Annotated in this window: 24 protein-coding genes; 13 read left to right on the top strand and 11 right to left on the bottom strand. The window is 65.1% G+C overall.

All coding sequences use genetic code 11. The features are described from left to right. The first annotated feature begins 6 nt into the window (after positions 1-6). From hemA to VGG51_07195, 5 genes are read left to right on the top strand one after another with little or no spacing between them, the layout of a single operon-like run. Entirely contained in the window at positions 7-1,332 is a 1,326-nt protein-coding gene (hemA, locus tag VGG51_07215) for a glutamyl-tRNA reductase (GenBank protein ID HEY1882812.1), read from the top strand. Further along, positions 1,322-2,851, top strand: coding sequence for a uroporphyrinogen-III C-methyltransferase (gene cobA / locus VGG51_07210; protein ID HEY1882811.1), 1,530 nt, complete (start codon positions 1,322-1,324; stop codon positions 2,849-2,851). Before hemA ends, cobA begins: the two co-directional genes overlap by 11 nt. After that, positions 2,845-3,612 (top strand): DUF92 domain-containing protein, encoded by a 768-nt coding sequence (locus VGG51_07205; protein ID HEY1882810.1) that lies wholly within the window; start codon positions 2,845-2,847, stop codon positions 3,610-3,612. Before cobA ends, VGG51_07205 begins: the two co-directional genes overlap by 7 nt. Then, positions 3,609-4,292: an MT-A70 family methyltransferase gene (locus VGG51_07200; GenBank protein ID HEY1882809.1), complete on the top strand. Its 684-nt coding sequence runs from the start codon at positions 3,609-3,611 to the stop codon at positions 4,290-4,292. The genes VGG51_07205 and VGG51_07200 overlap by 4 nt, the downstream gene beginning before the upstream one ends. A gap of 26 nt (positions 4,293-4,318) precedes the next feature. Continuing rightward, entirely contained in the window at positions 4,319-4,990 is a 672-nt protein-coding gene (locus VGG51_07195) for a hypothetical protein (protein ID HEY1882808.1), read from the top strand. A 39-nt stretch (positions 4,991-5,029) separates the two neighbouring features. Here the strand turns inward: VGG51_07195 and VGG51_07190 are convergent, their stop codons facing one another. The 3 genes from VGG51_07190 to VGG51_07180 all read right to left on the bottom strand — a co-directional run bounded on the left by VGG51_07190 (position 5,030) and on the right by VGG51_07180 (position 8,445). Next, positions 5,030-5,329, bottom strand: coding sequence for a DUF3303 family protein (locus tag VGG51_07190; GenBank protein ID HEY1882807.1), 300 nt, complete (start codon positions 5,327-5,329; stop codon positions 5,030-5,032). A 1,146-nt stretch (positions 5,330-6,475) separates the two neighbouring features. Continuing rightward, complete coding sequence (gene rocF, locus VGG51_07185) at positions 6,476-7,360, bottom strand: arginase (GenBank protein HEY1882806.1); 885 nt, start codon at positions 7,358-7,360, stop codon at positions 6,476-6,478. Then, the gene (locus VGG51_07180) at positions 7,357-8,445 is read right to left on the bottom strand and encodes an AI-2E family transporter (GenBank protein HEY1882805.1); all 1,089 of its coding nucleotides are present in this window, start codon (positions 8,443-8,445) and stop codon (positions 7,357-7,359) included. Before VGG51_07180 ends, rocF begins: the two co-directional genes overlap by 4 nt. A 92-nt stretch (positions 8,446-8,537) precedes the next feature. Between VGG51_07180 and VGG51_07175 the strand changes: the two genes are divergently transcribed. Continuing rightward, positions 8,538-9,509: a serine hydrolase gene (locus tag VGG51_07175; GenBank protein HEY1882804.1), complete on the top strand. Its 972-nt coding sequence runs from the start codon at positions 8,538-8,540 to the stop codon at positions 9,507-9,509. On the opposite strand, the gene VGG51_07170 is transcribed toward VGG51_07175, so the two are convergent. Then, on the bottom strand, positions 9,499-10,443 hold the full coding sequence (locus VGG51_07170) for a branched-chain amino acid transaminase (protein ID HEY1882803.1): 945 nt from the start codon (positions 10,441-10,443) through the stop codon (positions 9,499-9,501). The two genes, VGG51_07175 and VGG51_07170, sit on opposite strands and share 11 nt — an antisense overlap. Positions 10,444-10,552: 109 nt before the next feature. On the opposite strand from VGG51_07170, the gene VGG51_07165 reads away from it, so the two are divergent. Genes VGG51_07165 through fdhD form a run of 4 tightly spaced genes read left to right on the top strand, consistent with a single transcriptional unit; the run spans position 10,553 to position 15,895 of the window. After that, positions 10,553-12,448 carry a molybdopterin-dependent oxidoreductase gene (locus tag VGG51_07165; protein ID HEY1882802.1) on the top strand — a complete coding sequence of 632 codons (1,896 nt, stop codon included), beginning with the start codon at positions 10,553-10,555 and terminating at the stop codon, positions 12,446-12,448. Further along, a complete protein-coding gene (locus VGG51_07160) occupies positions 12,448-14,187 on the top strand; it encodes an NAD(P)H-dependent oxidoreductase subunit E (GenBank protein ID HEY1882801.1) in 1,740 nt (579 codons plus the stop codon). Before VGG51_07165 ends, VGG51_07160 begins: the two co-directional genes overlap by 1 nt. After that, the gene (locus VGG51_07155) at positions 14,184-15,038 is read left to right on the top strand and encodes a 2Fe-2S iron-sulfur cluster-binding protein (protein HEY1882800.1); all 855 of its coding nucleotides are present in this window, start codon (positions 14,184-14,186) and stop codon (positions 15,036-15,038) included. The genes VGG51_07160 and VGG51_07155 overlap by 4 nt, the downstream gene beginning before the upstream one ends. 8 nt (positions 15,039-15,046) lie before the next feature. Then, the gene (gene fdhD / locus VGG51_07150) at positions 15,047-15,895 is read left to right on the top strand and encodes a formate dehydrogenase accessory sulfurtransferase FdhD (GenBank protein HEY1882799.1); all 849 of its coding nucleotides are present in this window, start codon (positions 15,047-15,049) and stop codon (positions 15,893-15,895) included. Here fdhD and dacB read toward each other — a convergent pair. From dacB to polX, 3 genes are read right to left on the bottom strand one after another with little or no spacing between them, the layout of a single operon-like run. Further along, positions 15,892-17,367 carry a D-alanyl-D-alanine carboxypeptidase/D-alanyl-D-alanine-endopeptidase gene (gene dacB, locus VGG51_07145; GenBank protein ID HEY1882798.1) on the bottom strand — a complete coding sequence of 492 codons (1,476 nt, stop codon included), beginning with the start codon at positions 17,365-17,367 and terminating at the stop codon, positions 15,892-15,894. The two genes, fdhD and dacB, sit on opposite strands and share 4 nt — an antisense overlap. 19 nt (positions 17,368-17,386) lie before the next feature. Further along, positions 17,387-18,196: an alpha/beta hydrolase gene (locus VGG51_07140; GenBank protein HEY1882797.1), complete on the bottom strand. Its 810-nt coding sequence runs from the start codon at positions 18,194-18,196 to the stop codon at positions 17,387-17,389. Further along, positions 18,193-19,992 carry a DNA polymerase/3'-5' exonuclease PolX gene (gene polX, locus VGG51_07135; protein ID HEY1882796.1) on the bottom strand — a complete coding sequence of 600 codons (1,800 nt, stop codon included), beginning with the start codon at positions 19,990-19,992 and terminating at the stop codon, positions 18,193-18,195. Before polX ends, VGG51_07140 begins: the two co-directional genes overlap by 4 nt. Here polX and VGG51_07130 point away from each other — a divergent pair. Continuing rightward, positions 19,973-20,497, top strand: a complete 525-nt coding sequence (locus tag VGG51_07130; protein ID HEY1882795.1) for a hypothetical protein — start codon at positions 19,973-19,975, stop codon at positions 20,495-20,497. The genes polX and VGG51_07130 overlap by 20 nt on opposite strands. Further along, positions 20,494-21,084: a hypothetical protein gene (locus VGG51_07125; protein ID HEY1882794.1), complete on the top strand. Its 591-nt coding sequence runs from the start codon at positions 20,494-20,496 to the stop codon at positions 21,082-21,084. The genes VGG51_07130 and VGG51_07125 overlap by 4 nt, the downstream gene beginning before the upstream one ends. A gap of 18 nt (positions 21,085-21,102) precedes the next feature. Here VGG51_07125 and VGG51_07120 read toward each other — a convergent pair whose 3' ends face one another. Beyond that, the gene (locus tag VGG51_07120) at positions 21,103-21,645 is read right to left on the bottom strand and encodes a type 1 glutamine amidotransferase domain-containing protein (protein HEY1882793.1); all 543 of its coding nucleotides are present in this window, start codon (positions 21,643-21,645) and stop codon (positions 21,103-21,105) included. Positions 21,646-21,679: 34 nt separating this feature from the next. After that, positions 21,680-22,486 carry an SDR family oxidoreductase gene (locus VGG51_07115; protein ID HEY1882792.1) on the bottom strand — a complete coding sequence of 269 codons (807 nt, stop codon included), beginning with the start codon at positions 22,484-22,486 and terminating at the stop codon, positions 21,680-21,682. Between the two features lie 134 nt (positions 22,487-22,620). Between VGG51_07115 and rpsO the strand changes: the two genes are divergently transcribed. Next, positions 22,621-22,890, top strand: a complete 270-nt coding sequence (gene rpsO, locus VGG51_07110; protein HEY1882791.1) for a 30S ribosomal protein S15 — start codon at positions 22,621-22,623, stop codon at positions 22,888-22,890. A gap of 122 nt (positions 22,891-23,012) precedes the next feature. Here rpsO and VGG51_07105 read toward each other — a convergent pair whose 3' ends face one another. Further along, positions 23,013-24,020: a transketolase C-terminal domain-containing protein gene (locus VGG51_07105; protein HEY1882790.1), complete on the bottom strand. Its 1,008-nt coding sequence runs from the start codon at positions 24,018-24,020 to the stop codon at positions 23,013-23,015. Further along, positions 24,013-24,846 carry a transketolase gene (locus VGG51_07100; protein HEY1882789.1) on the bottom strand — a complete coding sequence of 278 codons (834 nt, stop codon included), beginning with the start codon at positions 24,844-24,846 and terminating at the stop codon, positions 24,013-24,015. The genes VGG51_07105 and VGG51_07100 overlap by 8 nt, the downstream gene beginning before the upstream one ends. Between the last annotated feature and the right edge of the window lie 81 nt (positions 24,847-24,927).

Here is a 24,927-nt window from a genome sequence, read left to right as displayed (position 1 = left end):
TCCAGTATGCCCCTGACATGCATCGGTCTTTCGCACCACACGGCCCCGGTCGAGGTCCGCGAACGCCATGCATTCCCGCCTTCCCGAATGGCCGAGACGCTGGTCGCGTTGCGGGATTACGAAGCGGTCAAGGAAGCGGTCATGCTGCAAACCTGCGGGCGCCTGGAGATCTATGCCGAGCTCGACGACTACGAAACCGGCGTCGCGCAGATCAAGTCGTTTCTCTCGAACTTTCGTCACGGCGCAACCGGTTACGACCTCGAGTCGTATCTCTACACGCGGCTCGGTCATCAAGCCGTCAATCATCTCTTCCGCGTCTGCACCGGACTCGACTCGATGCTGATCGGCGAAGCCGAGATTCTCGGCCAAGTCAAAGATGCATACGTTGCCGCGACTGCGGCTCGTTCGATCGGACGGACGCTGCACCGCCTCTTCCGCGAAGCTCTCGCCGCGGGAAAGAGCGCGCGCGCAAAAACGCGTATCGGCGGCGAGTCGGTCTCGCTGGCCACCGCCGCCGTCGAAGCGGCGCGACAGCGTTTGGGAAGTCTCCAGGGTAAGGCGGTGCTCGTCGTCGGCGCTGGGAAGATGGGGCGAGCAGCGGTGAAACGCTTGAGTCAGGAGGGCGCGGCTCGCGTCATCGTCAGCAATCGGACCGCCGCGCGCTCGCGCGAGTTGATCGGCGAGGCCGGTTTCGGGGAAGTCGTGGAGATGCCCGAGCTTTCGTCGGCGCTCGCCGTCGCCGACGTGGTCGTCGCGTCGACGGGCTCGTCGCACTTCGTTCTCGACGAAGCGAGCGTGTGCGCGGCGATGAAAACGCGACCGCACCAGCCGCTCTTCATCGTCGACATCGCGGTTCCGCGCGACGTCGATCCTGCAGTTGCGCATATCGACAACGTGGCGCTCGTAGACGTCGACGGGTTGAAGTCGGTCGTCAACGAACGCCTCGACCTGCGACGCGAGGCGATTCCCGCAGTCGAAACGATCATCGCCGAACACGTCGAGCGGTTCGAGGGGTGGTATCGCTCGCGCGCGACCGATCCGATCATCGCGCGGCTGACGCAGAAGGCCGAAACCATTCGCGCAGCCGAAATCGAGCGTCTCTTTGCGCGCTGTCCGGAGCTGAGCGAACGGGAACGCATGCTCGTCACCGGCATGAGTCTGACGATCGTCTCGAAGCTCTTGCACTCGGTGATTTTGAGGATTCGCAGCAAAGCGAGCGTCGACCACGCCGAAGCCCTGTCACATGCGCGCGTTCTCGACGAACTCTTTGAATTGAACATCGCCGGAGAAGTCGCGGCATCGCTGCTCTCCGCGATGCCCGATGAACAGTAGCAATAGCGGTCGCGTCTTCCTAGTCGGCGCAGGCCCGGGCGACCCGGGCCTGCTGACGTTACGAGCCGCCGAGGTTCTCGGACGGGCCGACGTCTTGCTCTACGACGCTCTTGCAAGCGACGCGATCGTCGCGCTCGCGCCGCCGCCGTGCGAACGAATCTTCGTCGGAAAGCGCGCCGGCGCGCATGCCATGCCGCAGGCGGAGATCGAACGGCTGGCAATCGAACGCGCGCGTAGCGGAGCGCGCGTCGTGCGTTTGAAAGGCGGCGATCCCTTCGTGTTCGGCCGCGGCGGAGAAGAAGCACAGGCGTTGCGTGCCGCGGGCGTTGCGTTCGAGATCGTTCCAGGCGTAAGTTCGGCGTATGCCGTACCGGCCTACGCCGGCATTCCCGTTACGCATCGCGCACATGCGGCCGCATTCACCGTCGCCACGGGTCACGAGGACCCAACAAAGCCGGCCCCGAGCCTCGACTATTCGAAGCTCGCCGATCCCGGGCGGACGCTGGTTCTATTGATGGCGACCGCAAATTTGCGCGAGATCGCCGCGGCGCTCGTCGCTGCGGGCCTTTCATCGGACACACCGGCTGCCGTCGTGCAGGACGGCACCCGGCCGAGCCAGCGTACCGCTAGCGGAACGCTCGGAACGATCTGCGATGAGGTCGAGCGCGCGCAGATCGGCGCGCCTGCGGTCGCCGTGATCGGTCCGGTTGCGGAGCTGCGCGCCGAGCTGCGCTGGTTCGATACCGGAGCCCTCTTCGGAAAGCGCGTGCTGATCACGCGCGCGGGATCGCAATCCGCCGCATTTGCGCGCGCGCTGCTCGCGCGCGGCGCCGAGCCGATTTCGGCGCCGGCGATCGCCATCGAGCCGATCGAAGATACGCGCGCGGCCGATGACGCGCTTGCCGATCTTGCGCGCTATGCGTGGATCATTTTTACTTCGCAAAACGGCGTCGACGCGTTCTTTAGCCGCCTGCGCGCGCAGGGTGCCGACGCACGACGCGCCGGCTCGGCGAAAATTGCGGCGATCGGCGATCGCACCGCGGAGCGCTTGGGCGCTAACGGCATCATCGCGGATCTCGTCCCTCCCGCCTTCGTGAGCGAGGAAGTTGCCGCCGCGATCGTCGCACGAGCGTCTGCCGGGGATCGCGTCCTGCTGTACCGCGCGCAGGAAGCGCGCGACGTTCTTCCACGGATGCTCGAAGAGGCTGGACTGCGCGTCGACATCGTGGCCGCCTATCGCACCGTCGTCCCGAAGAATGACGAGTTCGCGCGGAAGGTCGCGCGCGCTGACGTTCTCACCTTTACCAGCGCGAGCACGGTCCGGGGATTCGTCCAGCTCCTGGGAAAGAGTACGACGCCCGCAGCAGCTGCGGCGGGAAAGTGCGTTGCCTGCATCGGGCCGATCACCGCAGAGGCCGCCGCGCAGGCGGGGTTGAGCGTCGACGTCGTCGCCACGGTTTTCACGACCGAAGGTCTCCTCGACGCACTGGAAAGCTACTACGCACTGCAAACGTGCTAAACGTTGCTGTCGGGGCGCTCTTCGCTGCCGCCATTGCGATCGGTGCGTATCGTGCGCGCTCACTTTCGCCCGATGGAGCGGTTGCCGCATTTGCCGTCGGAACGATCGTCTTTGGCTGCACCCAGTGGCGAGGCGCTGCGATACTTCTGGCGTTCTTCATACCGTCGGCGATCCTGACGCGCATCGGCCGCGAACGGAAGGCGCGACTCACCGGAGCACCCGCCGCAAAAGCACGCAACGCCTGGCAGGTGTTTGCTAACGGCGGCGTCGCCGCGCTCTGCGCACTGGGCGCGCTGCGTTTCGGCGCTCCCTTTGGCGTTGCGTTCGCCGGGGCGTTTGCCGCGGCATCGGCCGACACGTGGGGCACGGAGATCGGTACGCTCGCGCGCGGGCGGCCGGTATCGATTCTCACGTTTCGCCAGATTCAAACCGGACTCTCCGGCGGTATCACGTTTCAAGGCAGCGCCGCGACCATCGGCGGCGCGCTCTTGGTCGGTGCGGTCGCCGCGCTCACCGGCTTCGCGCCGCTGCTTGCCGTAACGATCGGCGGCATCGCCGGCGCGCTGCTGGACTCGCTACTCGGCGCGAGCCTGCAGGCATTGCGCTGGTGTCCCGCTTGCCGGTGCGATTGTGAAACGTCGCCGCACGTTTGCGGAACGCCGACGACCCTTCGACGAGGCATCGCGTGGTTCCAAAACGACGCAGTGAACTTCTTCGCGACCGTTGGCGGCGCCCTGGTGGCGGTGCTCGGAGCGCGATGAGCGAAAACGAGCACGCGCGACGCCTTTCCAAGCGGCGCCCCGCGGCGGAGCATCAAGCGGTTCCCCCGCTGCCGCGTAAACGCTACGATATCGTCTACGTCGATCCGCCGTGGTACTACTACGGCAGTCCGATCAAAGACGCCGCCGCCGGCAAGCACTACCCGATGATGTCGCTCGATCAACTCGCCGCCATCGACGTGCGCGCGATGCTCAACAAACGCGCCGCCGTCTTCATTTGGGCGACGTGTCCGCGGCTCGACTTTGCCCTGAAGTTGATCGACGCATGGAAGCTGCACTATCGCGGCGTCGCGTACGTCTGGGTGAAGATCAACCGGCGCGGCGAGATCATCTCCGGTCAGGGCATACCTCCAACCTTCACCAAGCCGACCTCGGAACTGCTGCTCGTCGCCACGACCAATCCGACCGGGCGGCCGTTTCCCATCCTCGACCTCGCGCAACCGCAGGTCGTGCTCCAGCCGCGCGGCGCGCACAGCGAGAAGCCGGCGATCTTTCGTACGCTGATCGAGAGCCTGTGCGGGCAGCGAAGCCGCATCGAGCTCTTTGCGCGGTCCCAGACGGAGGGTTGGGACGCGTGGGGCGCGGAGTCTCCCTGCCGGAGCGGCGGCGTCACGAGACGGGCCGCCCGCGCGTTGGGAGGCAGGGAAAAACGCAAAAAATGACGGCCATGGTTGGTGAACGAGGGCGAATGGAGCGAGCCACGCTCGGCTCCGTCCTCATCCATTGCCTCGTCGCGCTGGCGATTCCGGCGCTCGCCTGGACCGTGGCAGACACGCCGGCGGTCGAAACGGTGAGCTTCACCCACGTACTTCACGTTCAAATCGTCCGGCCGCAGCGGCCGATGCCGCGCCCGCGCGCGGCCGCGCCGCATTTCAAGGCGACGCCCACGATCAGTCCCGCGCACAAGGTTACGTTGGTGAAGTTGCAGCAGCACGGCCAACCCGCGAAGGTTCCGCTTTCGACGAGCGCTCCGGCCGCACCGTCGGTCGCCGCCGTCGCGCAAGCCGGCGACTCCGCATCGCACGGCACGACCGCGCCGATCTCGACCGCTTCGCCGCAAGTGCGAAACGTCGCGAGTGAGAACGCGCGTCCCGCCGGCGGTTACCTTCCGTTCGGCGCCGAGCAGCCGACGCCGGTACTCGATCCGCAAGTGCGCAAACAACTCGACGCTCTCGGCGCGCACGTCACCTTAGTCGTCACCGTCGGCGACGACGGCAAGATGACAAACCTCTTTTTCACGCCTCCCGTCGACTCACAAACCGAGACGAAGATCCGGTCGCTGCTTGCGGACGCGAGCTGGGATCCCGCGGTTTGCGGCGGCGGCGTCGCGTGCGAAGGCCAAGCGACCATCAAGCTCTAGCCGTTGCCGCGCTGCCTCCGTGTGGCCCGCTCGAAACCTTTAGCTTATCTCGTCGCGGAAAGCGATCGCTTCTAGTTCGACGCGGACCGCGTCATCGATTGGAATGACGGGGCGTGCCTCGAACACAAAGGCGGGAAGCATGGAGCAAAACTTGTGAACGGCTGCCGGATCATCGCAGTCCAGCAACATATAGCCGCCCCAGTCGCCCACGCGAATGACGAACAATTCGATCTTGAAATGGCCAGGCGCCTTCCATCGCGTGAAGACCTCTAATATCCGCTTTTGCGCATTTTCGTATTCTATGGGTGAGCCCTGCGGACGTTCTGTCCACGTCAACATGTACTTCAAGAGCAACCTCCGGTTTTAGTGGTAACACGTGCTTGTATGCGTTTTAGCAGGTACTACCCGTCGGATTGTGTATCGACTGCAACGCCCGTAGGAACATTGCTCCAATGCCCGGAGCGGACCGTGTACTTGTATTTGCAGCCTGGGTAAGTAAATACTCGTGCGCCGACGTAGAGACGTTTGTTGCTGCTGTCCAGAGCACCAAAATATCCAGCCAAAGTTTCGCACGTTCGCCGAGGTTCACCCCTATAGGGAGGGCGATAAATGCCAACGTCGCCTAAGGCTGAAAATGCGAGAAGATTGCCTTTCAAATCGAACGTTATACCGACGGTATCTTGGAAATTCTGTTCCCTGAGCGGTAGCACGTGGGCACCTCTCTGGCGCCCGTGCGGGAACTTTACAAGGTAGGAGCACTGGTACTTTGGGTCCTCGCACAGTTTTGACAATGTAGCGTAAACATCTCCCCCATGGACTGCAACGGCCCACGCTCCATATGGGTATCCAGGCACGCAAAGGCTTCGTGTCGGCGAGGTCGCCCCGTTCTCGTAAACCTGGACGCACCGTTTCCCGTAATTCGAAACGTAGACGATTGCGCGCTTGTCGTCGAACGCCACGTCACTTGGCGCCCCGCCGGGATCGGACAGTGTGGGTCCCGCGGCCCCGCAATCTGCAGTAAACGTAAAGACTTTGCTCAACGAAGGAACCGGCACATATAAAACGTGGGCGGCACTTACGCCGATTCCGCCCCAGCTGTACGGTTTCATCGGCGGCAGTGTGTCGTAGCAAAGCAAGCGGTGCCGCTTCCCGGAAACAGAATACTCCTTGACCCAGGGAAGCGAGGAAAGGTAGAGCCGGTCTCCCTTAACTTCTCCGCGGTCGGGCTGACGTGCCGAAGCCGCGCCCGGTTGGGCGAGGACTCCGCCCGCGCCGATTCCATTGCAGGCGCTGACCGCTAGAGTGCCGACGAAAAGGGAAAGAATCCGCACCGGTATGTAACGCACCGTTGCCTCCAGTAGTCTGCGAGCTTGCTCCCACTAGCATCCCACAGATTGGCGCGGCTGCCGTGAGCCGGAGGTCCTTCAAGTAAGGCCTTATGACTTCGCAATATTGGCGCTGTTGCTAGTCACAGCGGCCAGTTCGTTAAAGAATTGACTTCCCGAGCGCGGAGCAGATAAGGCCGACGGCGAGCGCCGCGGTTTGATTGCGGTCGTCGAAGATCGGGTTGATCTCGACCATCTCAATCGAGCCGAGCTGACGGCTTTCGTGGAGCATCTCCATCACGAGATGCGCTTCGCGGTAGCTCAATCCGCCCTTGACCGGAGTTCCGGTGCCGGGGGCTTCGCTCGGATCGATCGCATCCATATCGAACGAAACGTGAATCGCCCGGCCGTTTGCGCCGGCAACGGCTCGTGCGAGCTCCATAACGCGAACCATGCCGAGCTTGTCGACGTCGCTCATCGTGTAGGCCTTGACGCCCCACTCGCGCAGCAGCCGCTTCTCGTCGGGGTCGACGTCGCGCAAGCCGATCTGCACCGTGCTCTCGGGCAGCGCAAAACCGTTTTGCAACGCGAAGTAGAGCGGCATGCCGTGAACGTTGCCGGTCGCGGAGCTGTCGGGGCTGTTGATATCGGCGTGAGCGTCAATCCAAACGAGTCCCGGCGCCGCGCCGCGCGCACGCGTCAGCCCATCGAGCGTGCCCATCGCGATCGAGTGATCGCCGCCGAGGACGATCGGCAAGCCGCCCTCACGAACGGCTCGATCGACGAGCGTTGCGAGATCGTTGCAGACATCGGTAATAACGTCGAGAAACTTCGCCGACGAATCGGCTGCGTCGGCCGACTCGCGGATGGGAACCGGAAGATTTCCGTGGTCGACGATCTCGGCGATTCCGAGCTTTCGCAGCTTCTCGTGGAGCTTCGCATAGCGAACGGCCGACGGACCCATATCGACGCCGCGGCGGCTCGCTCCTAAGTCCATCGGAACGCCGACGATGTCGACGCGGCCGACCTCCGCCGCGACGCTCACGATGTTTTTGCCGCGCGAAGCACGCGCAGCATGATGACGCGCAAAACGCCGACGAGCGGCACCGCAACGAGCATACCGAAGAGCCCTCCAAGATCTGCACCGATCAGCACCGCGATCACGACGACGAAGGGGCTCAAGCGGACTTGACGGCCCACGATCGGCGGCGCGATCAGATGCCCCTCCACTTCGTAGATCAGAACGAAGGCGATGCTCACGAACAGCGCGTTGAGCCAGCCGTTGGCAAGTGCCGCGGATAGGGCGGCCGGCAGATAGGCGAGCACCGCTCCAACGTAGGGAATCAAGTCGCCAAGTGCGGCGAGCAATCCAAAGAGCCAGGGATAGGGAACCCGCAGCAGCGCGAGCGCGCCGGTGATCAGGACACCGACGACGAGCGCTACGAGCAGCTGCCCGCGGATGAAGCCGCCGATGACGTTGTCGATATCCGAGAGCAGCGAAACCGTCGCGCGCCAGCGCTCCTCCGGCACAATGGCCGCGAGGCTGCGCTTGAGGTGGTCGAGGTCGAGCAACAGATACGCCGTCACCATCGGGACGATGATGAGAATCGCGACGGCAGCCGCGGTTCCTGCCAAGACCACGACAATATGCCCGGCCGTCTGCAGGCCGCGGGTCTCGACCCAGTTCGCAAGATCGAGGGGGGCCCGCGCCAACTCACGCCGGGCCCAGCCGGGCAATCGCGACGTCAACGGGTCGCGCGGATCGTAGACGATCGAGCGAAGCCTGTCGACCAGCTCTGGGTAATGCCGAACCAGTTGACTGACGTCGTCCATGATGTGCGGCACCACGAACATCGCGCAGATCGCCAGCGTCGCGAGCATTCCCAGATAGACCAGAAGGATCGCAGCGATCAGGGGCACGCGCCGGCGCAGCCACTGGACCCCCGGATAGATGAGGTATGCCAAGAAAACCGCAGCGACGAGGATATAGATCACGCCGTGAATGCGGGCGAGGATCCTGATGACGTACTCGCCCGCAAAGAGCGTCAGAACGACCACCATCAGAACCTTGAGCGCGTACGTTACCCGCCCTTCGGTCAACGATCGCCACGGATTCGGCGAGCCCTTCATCCGCAACGACGTTCACCATGCGACCGAGCGAGCCCCCGTAAAACCCGCACCGCCGGCAGGAGTCGAAACGCGCGCTGAGCGAAACGTCGGAGATGCTAGCACGCGCGATTGCTCTGTGCGCACTTGTCTGCATAGCAATTCCAGCCGCTCCGGCCAGCGCGTACCTTCCGCCCCCTTTTGCAACGCTCAACCGCGACGTTCGAATGCTGGCGCGCCGTCTCCCCGCGCCGAGCGCATTGGACGTCGTCGATCTCAATACCGGTTATAACGCGGGCTTCAACGCCGGCAAAAGCATGCCGGCCGCGTCGACGATCAAACTTCCCGTGATGGTCGCGGTCTTCGAGGCGCTGGCCGGAGGGAATTTCGATCTGAACCGCCGCGTGACGCTCGAACAGCAAGACAAAGACGACGGTTCGGGAGACCTGAGCGGTGCGCGCAGCGGCAGCACGTATCCAGTCTCGGCACTGCTCGATAAGATGATAGACATCAGCGACAACACCGCGACCAACATGTTAATTCGGCTCGTCGGGCGGCACACGATCAATCGCGAGATGGCGGAGCTGGGCTTGGGAACGACGCACCTCCTGGGCGACGTTCGCACCGACGCGTGGTCGATTCGCGCGACGCTTCGCACCTCGCCGGCGGATCTCGGGCGCCTGCTGACGCTGATGGCGCACGGCGAGCTGGTCGATCAGTGGTCGTCAAACGAGATGATCTCGATATTGGAAGCCGACCAGGTGAACACGCTGCTGCCGCAGCCGCTTCCAGCCGACGTGCCGATCGCGCACAAGACCGGTTCGTTCTTCGATACGCTCAACGATGCCGGGATCGTGTATGCCGACAACGCGCCCTACGTCATCGTCGTCATGACGACGTCGCTGCCGTCGCAGCAGCTCGGGCGGGAATTCATCCACCGCATCTCGCGGCTCGCCTATGCCGACGAAGTGAGCTTCGCCCACTGGCGCGAACTGCATCAAGCGATCCGCGCACCCGAGGGTTCGCCCGACGTCCCCTACTGGACGAATACGTCGTCGCCGGCGCCGCCGGCTCCGCTTACACCTTAACCCGGGCCGAGGCGTAGACCGGCGTGAGCCACGACCGGTAACGCGCCTCACGCCCCGTCACTATCCTCGAGTACAGCGTGCTCAGCAGCTTGGTAACCGGGCCCATCGCGCCGTCGGAGACCTGGCGGCGATCGATCGATGCAACGTAGGCGATTCCGACGGCCGTCCCGGTGAAGAAGACCTCCTCGGCCGAGTAGAGCTCGCCGCGGTCGATCGAGCGTTCGACGACCTCCATGCCGAGCTCTTGGCGCGCGATCTCCATGATCGCGCGGCGCGTCACGCCCTCCAGAACGTTTTGCGACGGATCGGGCGTGTACAGCACGCCTCGCCGAACGAGAAAGATGTTCTCGGCCGAGCCTTCGGAGACGTGGCCGTCGTGCGAGAGCAGAATCGCCTCGTCGTAGCCGTTGGCCACGGCCTCGCTCTTCGCCAGGGCCGAGTTGACGTAGAGCCCGGTAATCTTGGCGCGCGGCGGGGCCATCGTGTCGTCGGCGCGGCGCCACGAGCTGACGCAGACGTCGAGCCCTCGGTCGGTATCGAGGTACTGCACGTAGGGGATAGGGACGATGGCAAAGGCATCGGGGACGCCATGCAGCCGGACGCCGACGTCTTCGGCCGCTTTGTAGGCGAAGGGACGGACGTAGAGATCGCCTTTAAAACTGTTCCGCAGGCAGAGCTCGACGGTGATTTCGGCAAGTTCGTCGACGCCGTGCGGCAGCGACATCGTCAGAATCTTTGCGGAGGTTTGGAGACGCTCGTAGTGGTCGCGAAGCAAGACGAGAAAGAGCTCGCGCTCTTCGGGCAGCCAGTAACCTCGAATGCCTTCGAAACAGCCGGTCCCGTACTGAAGGCCGTGGGTGAGCAGTCCGACCTTCGAATCTCCGTAACGAGCGAAGCCGCCACCCGCGTAGACGGTAATCCCGGACAGATCCATCGTATCAGCCCTCCTGTGCAGTCACCGTTGGTTGCTCTCGGCACCCTCCGGCTCCTTTGGCTCTGGCCACGCGCAGTGGGGACTCGTCAGCCGCCGCGCGAATTCACAAATCGTGAGCAAACAATACGTTCGATTGACGCACCCGCTCGTACGCGATGGCGGCCAGCTTCGCCGCGCAACCTGGGAGGAGGCGCTCGACCGTGCCGCATCGGCGATCGACGATGCGCGCCGGCGAGACGGAACGCACGCGTACGGGATGTTCAGCTGTTCGAAAGCGACCAACGAGATGAACTATATCGCTCAGAAGTTCGCTCGCGCGGTCGTCGGCAGCAACAACATCGACAGCTGCAATCGAACTTGACACGCTCCTAGCGTCGTCGGTCTGACGGCGGTCTTCGGGGCAGGCGGCGGAACGAGCTCGTACGAGGAGGTCGAGCGCACCGGCGTCGTTATCCTGTGGGGATCGAATGCGCGCGAAACGCACCCGATCTACTTTCATCACGTGCTGCGCGGCATTCACAACGGCGCAAAGCTCTACGTCGTCGATCCGCGCCGTACGTCCAGTGCGCGCTGGGCCGACGGCTGGCTAGGCCTCGACGTCGGTTCGGATATCGCGCTTGCCAACGCCGTCGGTCGCGAGATTCTGGCCGCCGGCTTGGAGAATCGCGAGTTCGTCGAACGAGCGACCAGCGGTTTCGAGGCGTACCGCGCCTGCGTCGAGCCCTACACCCTCGAATATGCCGAGCGGACGACGGGCGTGAGCGCTTCCCTTATTCGAGAGCTCGCGCATACGTATGCGAACGCGCCGCGCGCACAGCTGTGCTGGACCCTGGGCATCACCGAACACCACAACGCCGTCGACAACGTTCGCGCGCTGATCAACCTCGCACTGCTCTGCGGCCACGTCGGGCGTTACGGCAGCGGCGTGTGTCCGCTGCGCGGACAGAACAACGTCCAAGGCGGCGGCGACATGGGAGCGATTCCCAACAAGTTTCCCGGCGGTCAAGATGTCGAGGACCCGGCGAGCCGTACAAAGTTCGAGCGCGCCTGGAACGTGACGCTGCCGCAAAAAAACGGCTGGAACCTCACCGACATGTTCGCCGCCGTCGGCCGGCGCGAGCTGGAGACCCTTTACGTCATCGGCGAGAATCCAGCGCAATCGGAGGCCGATCAGGAGCACGCGATGGAGCTGCTGCGAAGTCTGCGCCACCTGATCGTTCAGGACATCTTCCTGACGAAGACCGGTGAGCTCGCGGAAGTCGTTTTTCCGGCGTCGGCCGGCTGGTGTGAATCGGAGGGCACCGTAACGAGCAGCGAACGGCGCGTGCAGCGATGCCGTAAGGCACTCGCCGCGCCGGGCGAGGCCCAGGACGACATTGCCATCCTTTGTGCGCTAGCGCGCCGTTTGGGGCATGACTGGCCGGATTACACCGCCGAACAAGCCTGGGACGAATGCCGCTCGCTCTCCCCCTGGCACGCCGGCATGAGCTACGCGCGGCTTGAGGCACTCGACGGAATCCCGTGGCCGTGCTACGACGAGCAGCACCCGGGCGAGCTCTTCCTCCACTCCAGGCTATGGGAGAATCCGGTTCGGGGCGAACTCGCACCGTTCGCCGCGGTAGAACACGACCCGCCGGTCGAAGCGCTCGACGAAGAGTACCCGGTTCGGCTCACCACCGGACGGCGCCTCGACTCGTTCAATACCGGGGTGCAAAGCGGCGGCTATCGTTCGCCGATGCGCCGCGGCGAGCGCCTTGACGTTTCGCCCGAAGACGCGCAGCGCTACGGATTGCGCGAGGGCGATCGGGCGCGAGTTATCTCGCGGCGCGGCTCGATCGTCGTCCCCATTCACGTCGACTCCGGGCTGCGCGCAGGGCTCGTATTCACGACCTTCCATCACAACGACGACGTCGCGACGAATCTGTTGACGATCGACGCGACCGATCCGCAATCGGGCACCGCAGAGTTCAAAGCCTGCGCGGTGCGCCTGGAACGCGGCGCGTAGTGGATCTCCACTTCAACTCGGCGACGGCCACAGGGGACGAACGTCACGCGCTCGACGCGCTTTTGGGGACGCAGCTCGACGGCCGCAGCGGCGCGAGCGCGCGCGAGCAGCGCCACCTTCTGCTGCCGGCGCTGCACGCAGTGCAGGAACGCATCGGCTGGATCAGCGCGGGCGCGGTCAACTATATCGGCGAACGCCTTTCGGTTGCGCCGGCTGAGATTTACGGCGTCGCGACGTTCTACGCGCTCTTTGCCACGACGCCGCGCGAGCCCGTCCTCGCCCACGTCTGCGACGACATCGCCTGCATGCCGGCCGGTGCGCGGGAGATTTGCGAGCAGCTCGAGGCCGCCGGCGCGGCGTTTCACCGCACTCCTTGCCTCGGTCTGTGCGATCGCGCGCCGGCAGCCCTCATCGCGAAATCCGGCCTCGCGCCGTCCATGCTGCAGCTCGCGCCGGCCGGCGCGCGATCGATCGTTGCAGCGATGGAAGACGACGGCGCGGCGAGCGATCGTCGCCCCACGCTGGCCGGCGGCACGCATCTGAGCCTCTTACGCAACGTCGGGCGAATCGATCCGCAGAGCCTCGACGGCTATATCGCCGCCGGCGGCTACACGATGCTCGCGCGCGCCTTCGAGTTGGGTTCCAAAGGCGTCATCGCCGAGGTTGCGGCGGCGAAGCTGCTCGGACGCGGCGGCGCCGCCTTCCCGGCGGCTTCAAAGATGCAGGCCGTCGCCGACGCGCCCGCCGCACCGCGCTATCTCGTCTGCAACGCCGATGAATCGGAGCCGGGAACCTTCAAGGATCGCGTGCTGATGGAGGGCGATCCGTTCGCGCTGATCGAGGCGATGACGATCGCCGGCTACGCGATCGGATCGGAGCGTGGATATATTTATCTTCGCGGTGAGTATCCGCTGGCCGCGCGGCGCCTCGAGAACGCAATCGAGAAGACGCGCGCAAGCGGCCTGCTGGGTGAGAACGTGATGCAGCGCGGCCACCGCTTTGAGATCGATCTGCGGCGCGGCGCCGGTGCGTACATCTGCGGCGAGGAGACGGCGCTCTTCAACTCGATCGAAGGCAAACGCGGAGAGCCGCGCAACAAGCCGCCGTTTCCGGCGCAGGCCGGGCTCTTCGCCAAGCCGACGCTGATCAACAACGTCGAAACGCTCGCGAACCTGCTGCCGGTCCTGCGCGAGGGCGGCGCCGCGTACGCTCGGATCGGAACGGCGGCCTCGACGGGGACGCGGCTTTTCTCGCTCTCGGGCGCGATCGCGCAGCCGGGGCTCTACGAAGTTCCACACGGGATGATCTTGCGCGAACTCATCGAGCTGGCGGGCGGCGTAGCCGGAGGGCGCGAGCTGCAGGCGATTCTGCTCGGAGGCGCGGCCGGTGTTTTTCTCTCGCCGCAATCGCTCGATCTGCGCTTGACCTTCGAAGATGCCCGCGCGGCGGGAGCGACGCTGGGCTCCGGCGTGGTGATGCTCTTCGACGATCGCGCAGATCTCGAGCAAACCGTCTTGCGCATCGCCCGTTTCTTTCGGGACGAATCCTGCGGACAGTGCGTCCCGTGCCGCGTCGGAACGGTCCGGCAACAGGAAGCGCTCGAACGGCGCGACGTCACCCTCCTCCCGGAGATCGCCGCGGTGATGCGCGACGCCTCGATCTGCGGGCTCGGACAGACCGCCGCCGGCGTCGTTGAGTCGGCCCGCACGAATCTGGGAATCTTCGGAGTACGAACGTGAACGCAGAGACGATCGACATAACCATCGACGGACGGCCCGCGAGCGTTCGCGCCGGCGCAACGATCCTGCACGCGCTCGGCGAAGCCGGCGTCGAAACGCCGACGCTGTGCTTCCTGCAATCGCTGACTCCGGTCAACGCCTGCCGGGTCTGCGTCGTCGAGCTCGATGGTTCGCGCGCGCTCGTTCCCGCGTGCGCCAGGCGTGCCGAAGCGGGAATGAAGATTCAAACCGACTCGGAGCGCGTCCGTCACAGCCGTAAGATGGTGCTTGAGTTTCTCGCCTCGAGCGTCGACGTTTCGACCGCGCCGGAGATGGCACGGTACTGCCAAGCATACGGTGCCGATCCGGGCAGGTACGGCCCGCAACCGGCGACGGCGGCACAACCTCCGAAGATCGACAACGCGCTCTACATGCGCGACTATTCGAAGTGCATTCTCTGCTACAAGTGCGTCGAGGCCTGCGGGACCGACGCCCAAAACACCTTTGCCATAGCGGTTGCCGGGCGCGGATTCGACGCGCATATCTCCACGGAGTACGACGTCCCGCTTCCCGATTCGGCGTGCGTGTATTGCGGCAACTGCATCGGCGTCTGCCCGACGGGTGCGCTGATGTTCTCGTCGGAGCACGAGCTGCGTTCGCGCGGCGAGTGGAACGAAGAAGAGCAGACGAAGACCGATACGATCTGCTCCTACTGCGGCGTGGGCTGCCGCCTGACGCTCCACGTCGCCGAGAACGAAATTGTCAAGGTGACCTCACCGATCGAAAACCACGTCACCAGCGGCCACCTCTGCATCAAGGGGCGTTTCGGGTACGCCTACGTGCAGAGCCGTCCGGAAGAGAAGGAATCGTAGTGGAGGCGATGCGTCCCGGCCGCATCGTCGAAGGCGAGGTCGTTGCCCTCGACGGTGCAATACGCACGCGCAGACGCGACGAGATCGTTACTGAAGAGCCGCTCGAGCTGCGCTTGGGTGAGGCCGCCGCGATGCGGACGCTCGCGATAACGATGCGAACCCCCGGCAACGATTTCGAGCTCGCGGCGGGCTTTCTCTACGACGAAGGCATCGTTCGCTCGCGAGACGACATCGCGGAGATCACCTACTGTTTGGATCCGGCGCTCGATCCGCAGCAGCAGTACAACGTCGTGACGATCGAGTGCCGCCCCGGCACGATCGCGGGCGATTTGTCGCGTTTCGAGCGCCATTTCACGATCGGCAGCGCGTGCGGCGTCTGCGGGCGGGCGCAGCTCGACTCCCTGCGGAACCTCGGCGTCGAGCCAATCGACGATGACGTCGCGATCGACCCCGCGCTGCTCTACGAACTGCCGGAGCGGATGCGTGCCGCGCAACGAGTCTTTGCGTCGACCGGGGGACTCCATGCGGCGGCACTCTTCGACGAAAACGGCGACGTCGTCGCCGTGCGCGAGGACGTCGGGCGGCACAACGCCGTCGATAAACTCGTCGGCTGGGGGCTGCTCAACGGGCGCCTGCCGTTTGCGCGCTGCATTCTCCTGGTCAGCGGACGCGCGAGCTATGAAATCTTGCAGAAGAGCTTGATGGCGCGTATTCCAATCGTCGGTTCCGTCTCCGCGCCGAGCAGTCTGGCCGTCGATCTGGCGCGGGAGTTCGGCGTTACGCTCGCCGGTTTCGTGCGCGGCAATCGTGCGAACCTCTACGCGGCCGAGCAGCGGATCCGCGCCTCGAGAGACTAGTTCGAGAGGAAGGCTGCGAGCAGGTCCGCTTCGGCGCGCGCCAAGGCGGCGGCACCGCCGGGGTCGTCATCGCCGAGCCAGCCGTTGATGAGCAGCGAGAACGCAACCGGGCCGTGAGCGGCCGCGTCGATGTATCCGCACAGCGCTCGCGTGTGGCGCATCGAGCCCGTCTTCGCGTACACCTTTCCGTCGAGAAGGCTTCCCGTGAAGTCGCTCTTTAGCGTTCCGCGTACGCCCGCCACCGGGAGTGCCGCAAGCACGCTCTCGCGCGCCGGACCGTTCCAGTCGCTGCGCAGAACCGTCACGAGGTCGCGCGGCGTGACGCGATCGTACACGGAGAGGCCCGAGCCGTCCGCGATCGCGACCGTTGAGGGGTCGATGTGCAGCGATCGCAGGTACTCTTCTTCCAGCGCGATGCCGCTGGCGTAGGTTCCCGGTTCGCCGGCGTGCGATGCGCCCAGCTCCTTGAGAAAGAGTTCGCCCATCAGATTATCGCTGGGGAGCCAGAATTCGGAGAGCAGTTCGGGCATCACCACGGAGGCGTGCCGCCAGAGCGTACTGCGTTTTACGGGCGTAACACCGCTGCGAACGCCGCCGGCGACCGAGATGCCTACGGCGCGCAGCGCGCGCAGGAAAACGTCGCCGGCATAGCGCTCCGGATCGGGAACGCTCGGCGTTAGGTCGTCGGATTCCGGCGCGCCGGCGGGGTAACTCCCGACGATACGGATCGTCAACGGCAAATCCCAAGGGCGCGCGACGTCGGTGGTGTCGTCGGCGCTCGCCACTGCGGTCGTGACCCGGTTTTCGATAATGAACGCATCGCTTTGCGGTTCGATGCGCAGCGTCGACGGCGCACCCGCGGCGGCACCCGGGGTGACGTAGACGTGCACCGTTCCGTCCTCGAGTTCGAGCGCGGAAACGGCCGCCGCATAGCCGTAGGGCAGATCGTCCCAGGACCAGCCGGGCGCATAGCGCTGCGCGTCATCGTGCGAAGCGTCGGTGATCAACGCGCCGTCGACGCGGCGCAGGCCCGCCCCAAAAAGCGCCGCCGCCGCGGAACGCAGGTCGCTTGCGGTCAAGTGCGCATCGCCACCGCCGTGCAGATAGAGGTTCCCAGGGAGCGTTGCGCCGGCGATGGCCGTATCGCTGCTCACCGTCGTCACGAAGGTAAAACTCGCTCCGAGATATCGCAGCGCCGCCGATCCGACCAGCAGCTTAAAGGCCGAGGCCGGCGCGAACTCGCCGTCCGCATCGTGCGTGTAGAGCTCGGTGCCGCGCTGCGCATCGGCGGCGAGAAGTCCAACGTGTGCGCCACGCAGCGCGGGAGCGCGCAGCGCGCGATCGAGCCGCGCACCCAACGACGCAATCTGCGCATCGCTCCACGGCGACTCTCCCGCAAACGGCGCGGGCGTCACGCCCAGCAGAAGGAGCGCGCCGATCGTAGCGACGAGCGGCCCGAACGATCGGTACATGGGCTTCTCGCGAGGTTCCTTAGGAATGCAGGCGCGTCAAGAAATCGCGCAGCATTGCGTTGAACGCGGCTGGATTATCCGCGTTGGCGACGTGGCCGGCGTTGGGTACGGCGGCCAGGGTTGCGTCTCCGATGCCGGCGGCAATCTCCTCCGAGCGCTCGCGCGGTGCAACCGGATCGAACTCGCCGTACGCGATCAACGATGGTACGGTGATCGAGGACAGGATCGGCGTGTAGTCGCCCGTCCACGTGGCGGTCGTCGACGCGAGGTATGAAGGCACCGACTTGCACGCCATCTGATCGATCGTCTCGGCCATGCGTTGCGGCGGCAAGCCCAGTTGTGCGGCGCGCCGCCGTGCAAAGACCGCCATGCTGCCGGCATCGAGCACTGCCGCGCGAATAGTCTCGGCGACGCGCTCTCCATCGGGATAGCGCGCGAAGCTTCCGAGCGTCGCGAGCGCGTCGAAGCGGCGATCGACCCGCCCCCATAACTCGAACGCGACGACGCCTCCGAGGCTGCAGCCAACCAACGTGAAGTGCTCGACGCCGAGCTCGTCGAGCACGGTAAGCACGTCCTGGGCAAAACCGCTGCGCGTGATCAGCGCCGGCGCGGGGTCGGGCCGCAGCGCGCCGTTTCCACGCAGCTCTATGGCGATCGAGGTGAAGTCGTCGCCGAACGCTTCCAGCTGCGAATCCCAGATCGCCGCGGTTGAACCGACGCCGTGGACGAAGACGAGGTTCGTCCATTTCGCGCGGCCTTGCGCGGGGCGCACGAACCTGGCTCCGGTGACGGCGCCGTCGGGCGTGGTGGTGCTCAGCGTCTCGATCACGCGGCGCTGCGTTTGCGCGCGACGAACGCGCGCACCTCTGCCAGCGGCCGCGCGTTAAGCACGTCGGCCGCGACCAAGCCCGCTCGCCGCGCCTGTCCGATCGAGAACTCCGTCGCGCTCAAGTCCCCGGTGCGATGCGCGTCGCTATCGAGCGAGAACGTTACGCCGAAACTCTTGGCTTTGCGCGCCAGCGCCGCGGGAAGGTCGAGGCGTGCGGCCTGTCCGTCGATCTCGAGCGCGGTTCCGGTGCGCGCGGCCGCCGCGAATACGGCATCGTAGTCGAACTCGTAGCCCGGCGATCCCTCGAACCGGCGCCCGGTCGGGTGGCCGATGATGTTAACGTAGGGATTCTCGCAGGCGCGGATCAGCCGCGCCGTCATCTCCTCGCGCGATTGAGACGTCGCTGTGTGAACCGAAGCGATCACGATGTCGAGCCGTGCGAGAACGGAGTCGTCGAAGTCCAGTGCGCCGTCCGGCAGAATGTCGACCTCGCTGCCGCAGAGCGTCGCGATCCCGTAGCGCTCGCTTAGCGCGCGAACCTCTTCCCGCTGGCGTCGCACCGCTGCGGCGTCCATCCCGAATTTTCGTCGGCCGCCGGAGTGGTCGCTGATCGCGTGGTACTCGTAGCCTCGAGCCGCGGCGGCCGCAATCATTGCCTCGAGCGTGTCGTCGCCGTCGCTATAAGTGGTGTGCATGTGGAAGTCGCCGCGCAGATCCGGCAGGTCGACGAGAACCGGGATTGCACCGTTGCGCGCGAACTCGATCTCATCTTGTCCGCTGCGCAGCTCGGGCGGGATGTACTGCATCCCCAGCGCCGCGTAAACGCCGGCTTCGTTGCTGCAGGTCGTGACCTCGCCGTTTTCGAGGTTGAGGATTCCGTTTTCACTTACGCGCAGGCTGCGGCGAACGGCGTACTCGCGAAGCTTGATGTTGTGGTCCCGCGACCCGGTGAAATGCTGCAGCAGATTACCGTAGAGGTGGTCGGGCAGGACACGCAGGTCGATCTGCAGGCCGCCCCGCAGCCAAATGCTCGCTTTGGTCGGCCCTTCCGCCAAAACGGCTTCGGCGCTCTTCCACCGGACAAAGTGCGCCACCACGTCGGCCGCTTGCGGCGAGGTGCAGACGATGTCGATGTCGCCGACGGTCACCTCGCTGCGTCGCAGGCTGCCCGCAAACGCGAGGCGTTCGAGCGCCGGCCCCTCGCGGAGGTAGTCGACGGCGAGGCGGGCGATGGCTAAGGCCTTGGGCAAAGGCGTTCGCTGCTGCCGCCCCCGATAGGCAAGAATGCCGCGCTTCCAATTCTCGATCGTCTTGCTTCCCAGTCGAGGGACGCCGAGAAGCGTTCCGGCAGCGACGGCGGCTTCCAGATCGGCAAGCGAGGCTATGCCGTAATCCGTGAAAAGCATCGCCGCGGTCTTCGTACCGATTCCGCTGACGCCGAGGACCTCCATCAGGGTCCGCGGGTAGCGCAAGTAAAGCTCCTCGAGCTGATCGCACGTGCCGGACGCGACCAGCTGCTCGACGGCGCAGGCGATCGTCTTGCCGATCCCGGCAAGCTTTCGATGCTCCCCGGCGGCGACGAGATCGGCTAGCGGGGGAGCGTTCTCGATCGAGGCTGCCGCCTTTTCATAGGCGCTGTACTTATAAAAGGATTCGCCCGCCAGCTCCATCAGCGTCCGAATCTCCAGCAGTCTTTGCGCGACCTCCGCGTTCGTGGGCACGACAGTGAGTTGGCCGCCTTCGTGGAATGCTCTTGCCGCGATGGCGCTGCTGCGCATGAGGAAGGCGTTCTTCACGAATGCCGCCGTCTCGGGCGGCCCGGTTACGCTCGAGCTGGCCGGCGGCCAACGCGCCGCTCTGAACTTCGAGACGCCGTTGGAAGCGACGATCGTCGCGCTAATGGCTGCCGCGATTGCGAAGGCGTCGAGCGGAAGCGTGCTGATCGGCGACTACGATCCGCGCGTGCAGTCCGTGCATTGCAAACGCATCGCGGGATTCGTGCCGCACGAGCCCCTCGCGCTCGACGACACCGCGTTTGGCCGCTACATCGCCTATCGTGCCGCGCTGTGGAACGTCGAGGCGCGGCGGGCGCAGGGCCATGCAGCGAGTCTGCGCGAGCGCCTCGAGGGCATGCACGAGGCTTTTGCATATCCACTGATCGGCGCGCTGATCGGTATGCCGCAGTTGCTGGTGATCGATCGGCCGCAGGCGGCGTATGCCCGGCAGATCTTGGACGTCGCCGGCGATTGCGCGCTGCTTTCGACGCACGCGCACGCCGCCGCCGCGCAGGCATTTACGTGACCTCGCGCGCCTTTGCCGCAATGTTCCAAGCGCGGCTGTACGTCTCTCGCCGCCTGGTGCTCTACGCGTGCTCCGTCGCGGTGCTGGTGGCGCTCGTACAGCCGGCAGGCGTCACGGCGCCGCTTTTTTGCTGCTCCTTGCTCGCCGTCGCGATCGCGCTCGATCAGACGCCGGGACGGCATCCCCACCTCGACCGCTGCGAGCAGAGCGCACCGCTCTTCGGCCGCGAGCTTGCGCGGGCGAAGGCGGCCGTCCCGTGTGCAGCCGGCCTACTGGCGACGATTGTCTACGCCGGCGTTCAAATCGCCCGCGGCTCGCCCGACGCCGCTGCGACGCTGCTGGCCGTATCGCCGGCGGTCATCGCCTGTTCGCTCGTGGCGCTCTCGGCAACGGTCCGGCTCGGCTGGACGCGCGCGCTCTACGTGGTGTTGGCCTGCTTGACGAGCGTTGTCGCGTATTCGCTGGGCGTCGCCGAGCGGCTCGTTCTCCCCGAGTTCGCGTTTTGTGCCATCGTCGCGTTTGCCGCGCTGCGGCAGTACGGCGAAACGCTGGCGCGCTGGGATCCCCTCTGGGCCCCGAGACCGTAGCGGGGCTGGGCGCGCTTTTTACGTTACGGGCGCGACGGGGATCGCCGTCGCCAGCTTCTCGAGTGCCGCGCGATTGAACTGGGCGAGATCCTCGCTGCCTCGCGTCGTTACCCAGTTGGAATCCGAGACGGTAGGCTGATCGCGATAGAGTCCGCCGGCATTGCGGATGTCGTCGGCGATCGAATGCACGCCGGTCACTTGCCGCCCGCGCACCAGCTGTGCCGAAATCAGCACCTGCGCTCCGTGACCGATGGCGAGCACCGGCTTTTTGAGCGCATCGATATCGCGGACGAAACGCTGGACTTCGCGATCCATCCGAATCCGATCCGGCGAGCTGCCTCCGGGAATCAGCAGCGCGTCGAAGTCTTCAGCGGTGCAATCGCCGACGAGCTCCTCGGCCCGAAGGCTCTGACCGTCGTCCAAGCCGCGTTTTCCACGAATGCGCTGGCGCGCTCGCTCGTCGGTACCGACGACCGTCACGATCGCACCGGCCTCCTCGAGCGCCCGCCGCGGCTCTATGAGCTCGATCTCTTCGAAACCATCGCCGATCAGCGCGGCCACGCGTTTTCCCTCAACTCCCTGCATATCGGCCGGGTCATTCGAAGCCGCCGGGAAGCCGACCTTTGCTTGTCGCTAGCCGAAAAGGCCACGGGTCAAGCCGCCGTCCACCGAGATCCTGGCCCGTGACATACGCAGCAGGCTCGCCGCAGAGAAAAACGGGTAGCGGCGCAAACTCGGCCGGGGTGGCAACCCGGCCGATCGGTACTTCGCTGCCGGCGGCACGCAGTTTGGCCTCGTCGTCGCCGTAAAGCGAGCGCAAGCGAGCGGTTTCGATGCGCCCGGTCGCGATGGAGTTGACCGTCACTCCGTCGGGCGCGACGTCGGCGGCCAGCGTCCGCAAGGTCGCCACGAGCGCGGTTCGAAACGCGTTGGAGAGCAAGAGGTTATCGATCGGCTGCTTGACCGAGGTCGAGGTCAGGGCGACGACTCTGCCCCAGCGGTTGGCCCGCATGGGCGGGACCACGGCCGCGAGTACTTGGAGCATCCCGCGCAGCAACAGGCGGTAGGCGCCGTCCCAGTCGGCAAGGGTGAGATCGCCGAAGCGTCCGGCCTTAGGGCCGCCGCCATTGAGCACGACGATATCGGGATGCCCGCAGCCGCTGGTGACCGCGGCGATCGCGGAGGCCACCGAGTCCGAATCTTGGAGATCGAGCTCGAAGGCGCGCGCCTGCGGCGCCCCGAGCTTGCGGGCGTTGGCCGCGACCGTCTCGAGTCGATCGACGCGCCGCGCCGCGAGCGCCAGCTTAACGCCCTCGCCTGCCAGCGCCAGCGCGACCGCTTCCCCCAGCCCCGAGGAGGCGCCGGTGACGAGCGCCGTTTTTCCCGCTATTCGTAAGTCCATGCACGAGCGCTTTTGCGCTTGCCCGAACTCACCTTGCGCCCTATCGGAGCCTTTGCTATCCTAAGCCGGTCGCCGGGACGGCAACGAGCACGCTGTACCCGAGCGAGACCATCCTGCTCAAAGGAGTTTTACTCGTGCCGCTCACCAAGGAAACCAAGGCGGAGCTCTCCGCCAAGTACGGCCGCGGATCGAACGATACCGGTTCGGCCGAAGTGCAGGTCGCGATGCTCACCGCATCGATCAACTCGTTGACCGAGCATCTCAAGATTCACAAAAAGGATCATCACAGCCGGCGCGGCTTGCTGCTGCAGGTCGGACAACGCCGCCGCTTGCTCAACTATCTGCACCAGAAAAACCTCGAACGGTATCGCAGCCTCATCGCCGACCTCGGCCTGCGCCGCTAAAGAAAACGCTTCTAATGGCGTTCGGACTTCCAGAAAGGCGTAGTTCGCCCAAGCTCTAGGAGCCGCGGGCCGACGTTTACTATGGTAATCGAGGCCCGCGGCGACAACGAGATTGGGATGAACTACGTCTTCCTTGCGCGCGCTTTCTTGGCGGCGGCGACAATCGAGTCGACGCCCATTCCGTAATACTCGATAAGCTCCGCCGGGTCGCCGGATTGTCCGAAGCGGTCGTCGACACCGATGAACTCGATCGGCACGGGAGATTGCTGCGCGAGAATCTCGGCGACGCGCGAGCCCATGCCGGCGGCCCGTTGGTGCTCTTCGACCGTGACGACCGCGCCGCAGCGGCGCGCGGCATCGACGACGGCGGCTTCGTCCATCGGCTTGACGGTGTGATTGTTGATCACCCGGCACTCGATGCCGTCCTTGGCGAGCCGGTCGGCGGCGATCAACGCGTTGTAGACGAGGATCCCGCAGGCAAGAATGGCAACGTCGGCGCCCTCGCGGAACGTCTGCGCCTTACCAATTTCAAAGGGCGTTTCGTCGGTGGTGATCACCGCCGATTTGTCTCTCCCGAAACGAAGGTAGACCGGTCCCCACATCTCGGAGAGCGCGAGTGCGGCTTTTTTCGTCTGCACCGAATCGCAGGGGACGACAACCGTCATATGCGGGATAACGCGCATGATCGCTATATCTTCGATCGCTTGGTGCGTCGCGCCGTCCGGACCGACTGAGACGCCGGCGTGCGCGCCCGCGATCTTCACGTTTGTCTCGTTGAGCGCCATGATCGTGCGCACTTGCTCCCACGAGCGACCCGGATTGAACATCGCGTAGCTTGCGATCCACGGGACCTTGCCGACCGCCGCCAGACCGCCTGCCATCGCAACGAGCATCTGCTCGGAGACGCCGATCTCGATGTACTGATCGGGGTGCGCCTTCTTAAAGCCCTCGAAGCGCGTCGACTCGGAAAGATCGGCGCAGATGCCCAGGACGTCGTGATTGCGGGAGCCGGCCTCGATCAAGCCCTCTCCGAAACCGTTGCGGGTCGGAACCATCTTGAGGTCGGGGCTGCGATAATCGACCAGGTGCATCGTCTGTGCGCTTTCCCGCACGCCCGTGCCGCTACTCATGGGCCAAGATCCGTTCGCGGTCGGCGGCCAGCTCGCGCAGTGCCTCGTCGGCCTGCTCCTTGTTCGGGGGCTTGCCGTGCCAGAGGTAATCGCCCTCCATATAGGAGACGCCCTTACCCGGAATCGTGTTGGCAATGATCACCTGCGGTTTTCCTTCATAGGATCGCGCGCGCTGCGCCGTTTCGATGAACTCTGCGATATCGTTGCCGTCGCACTCGTACACCTCCCAGTTGAAGGCGCGGTACTTCTGGGCGAACGGTTCGAGCGGCATCACGTCTTCGGTGCTGCCGTCGATTTGAATGAAGTTGCGATCGACGATCGCCGTGAGGTTATCGAGCTTGAACTTTGCGCCGGTCAGAACCGCTTCCCAGTGCAGACCGCACTGATGCTCTGCGTCCGACGTGACGACCCAGACGTGAAAATCCTTACCATCCATCTTCGCCCCCAAGGCCATCCCAACGCCCTGCGCGAGACCCTCGCCGAGCGGCCCGGAGGTCGTCTCGACCGAGGGCAAGCTCACTCGTTCCGGGTGGCCCTGAAGGCGGGAGCCAAACTTGCGCAGCGTCAGCAGCTCTTCGACCGGGAAGTAGCCGAAGTTCGCCATCGCCGAGTACCGGACCGGGGCGATATGGCCGCACGACAGCAGCAGCCGGTCGCGGTCCGGCCACTGCGGATTCTTCGGATCGTGCCGCATCAGACGCCCGTAAAGGGCCGTAAAAACGTCCGACATGTCCAGCGGACCGGCCGAGTGCCCGGACCCCGCGGCCAGCAGCGAGCGAATGATGCCCTGACGTATGTCGTTGGCTTTGAGTTCTAAGGCGGTCAAATCCTCAGTCGTAAGGCTCTGCATGGGAGGCGTAATACAAGCCGCGGCACAGCGGAACCTCGGGAGCCTTGGAGGTTCCCG

Origin of the sequence: Candidatus Cybelea sp., assembly GCA_036489315.1 — a bacterium.
Taxonomy (GTDB): domain Bacteria; phylum Vulcanimicrobiota; class Vulcanimicrobiia; order Vulcanimicrobiales; family Vulcanimicrobiaceae; genus Cybelea.
The sequence above is the reverse complement of the archived record's forward strand: the minus strand, read 5'-3'. Positions and strand labels throughout refer to the sequence as shown.

What these genes read in the sequence shown, in the direction of transcription:
- hemA (HEY1882812.1), top strand. Translation starts at nt 7, where the DNA reads ATGCCCCTGACATGCATCGGTCTTTCGCACCACACGGCCCCGGTCGAG.
- VGG51_07175 (HEY1882804.1), top strand. Translation starts at nt 8,538, where the DNA reads ATGCTAGCACGCGCGATTGCTCTGTGCGCACTTGTCTGCATAGCAATT.
- VGG51_07115 (HEY1882792.1), bottom strand. Translation starts at nt 22,486, where the DNA reads ATGGACTTACGAATAGCGGGAAAAACGGCGCTCGTCACCGGCGCCTCC.
- VGG51_07130 (HEY1882795.1), top strand. Translation starts at nt 19,973, where the DNA reads ATGAGGAAGGCGTTCTTCACGAATGCCGCCGTCTCGGGCGGCCCGGTT.
- VGG51_07170 (HEY1882803.1), bottom strand. Translation starts at nt 10,443, where the DNA reads ATGGATCTGTCCGGGATTACCGTCTACGCGGGTGGCGGCTTCGCTCGT.
- fdhD (HEY1882799.1), top strand. Translation starts at nt 15,047, where the DNA reads ATGCGTCCCGGCCGCATCGTCGAAGGCGAGGTCGTTGCCCTCGACGGT.
- VGG51_07200 (HEY1882809.1), top strand. Translation starts at nt 3,609, where the DNA reads ATGAGCGAAAACGAGCACGCGCGACGCCTTTCCAAGCGGCGCCCCGCG.
- dacB (HEY1882798.1), bottom strand. Translation starts at nt 17,367, where the DNA reads ATGTACCGATCGTTCGGGCCGCTCGTCGCTACGATCGGCGCGCTCCTT.
- VGG51_07195 (HEY1882808.1), top strand. Translation starts at nt 4,319, where the DNA reads ATGGAGCGAGCCACGCTCGGCTCCGTCCTCATCCATTGCCTCGTCGCG.
- VGG51_07190 (HEY1882807.1), bottom strand. Translation starts at nt 5,329, where the DNA reads ATGTTGACGTGGACAGAACGTCCGCAGGGCTCACCCATAGAATACGAA.
- VGG51_07105 (HEY1882790.1), bottom strand. Translation starts at nt 24,020, where the DNA reads ATGAGTAGCGGCACGGGCGTGCGGGAAAGCGCACAGACGATGCACCTG.
- VGG51_07180 (HEY1882805.1), bottom strand. Translation starts at nt 8,445, where the DNA reads ATGAAGGGCTCGCCGAATCCGTGGCGATCGTTGACCGAAGGGCGGGTA.
- cobA (HEY1882811.1), top strand. Translation starts at nt 1,322, where the DNA reads ATGAACAGTAGCAATAGCGGTCGCGTCTTCCTAGTCGGCGCAGGCCCG.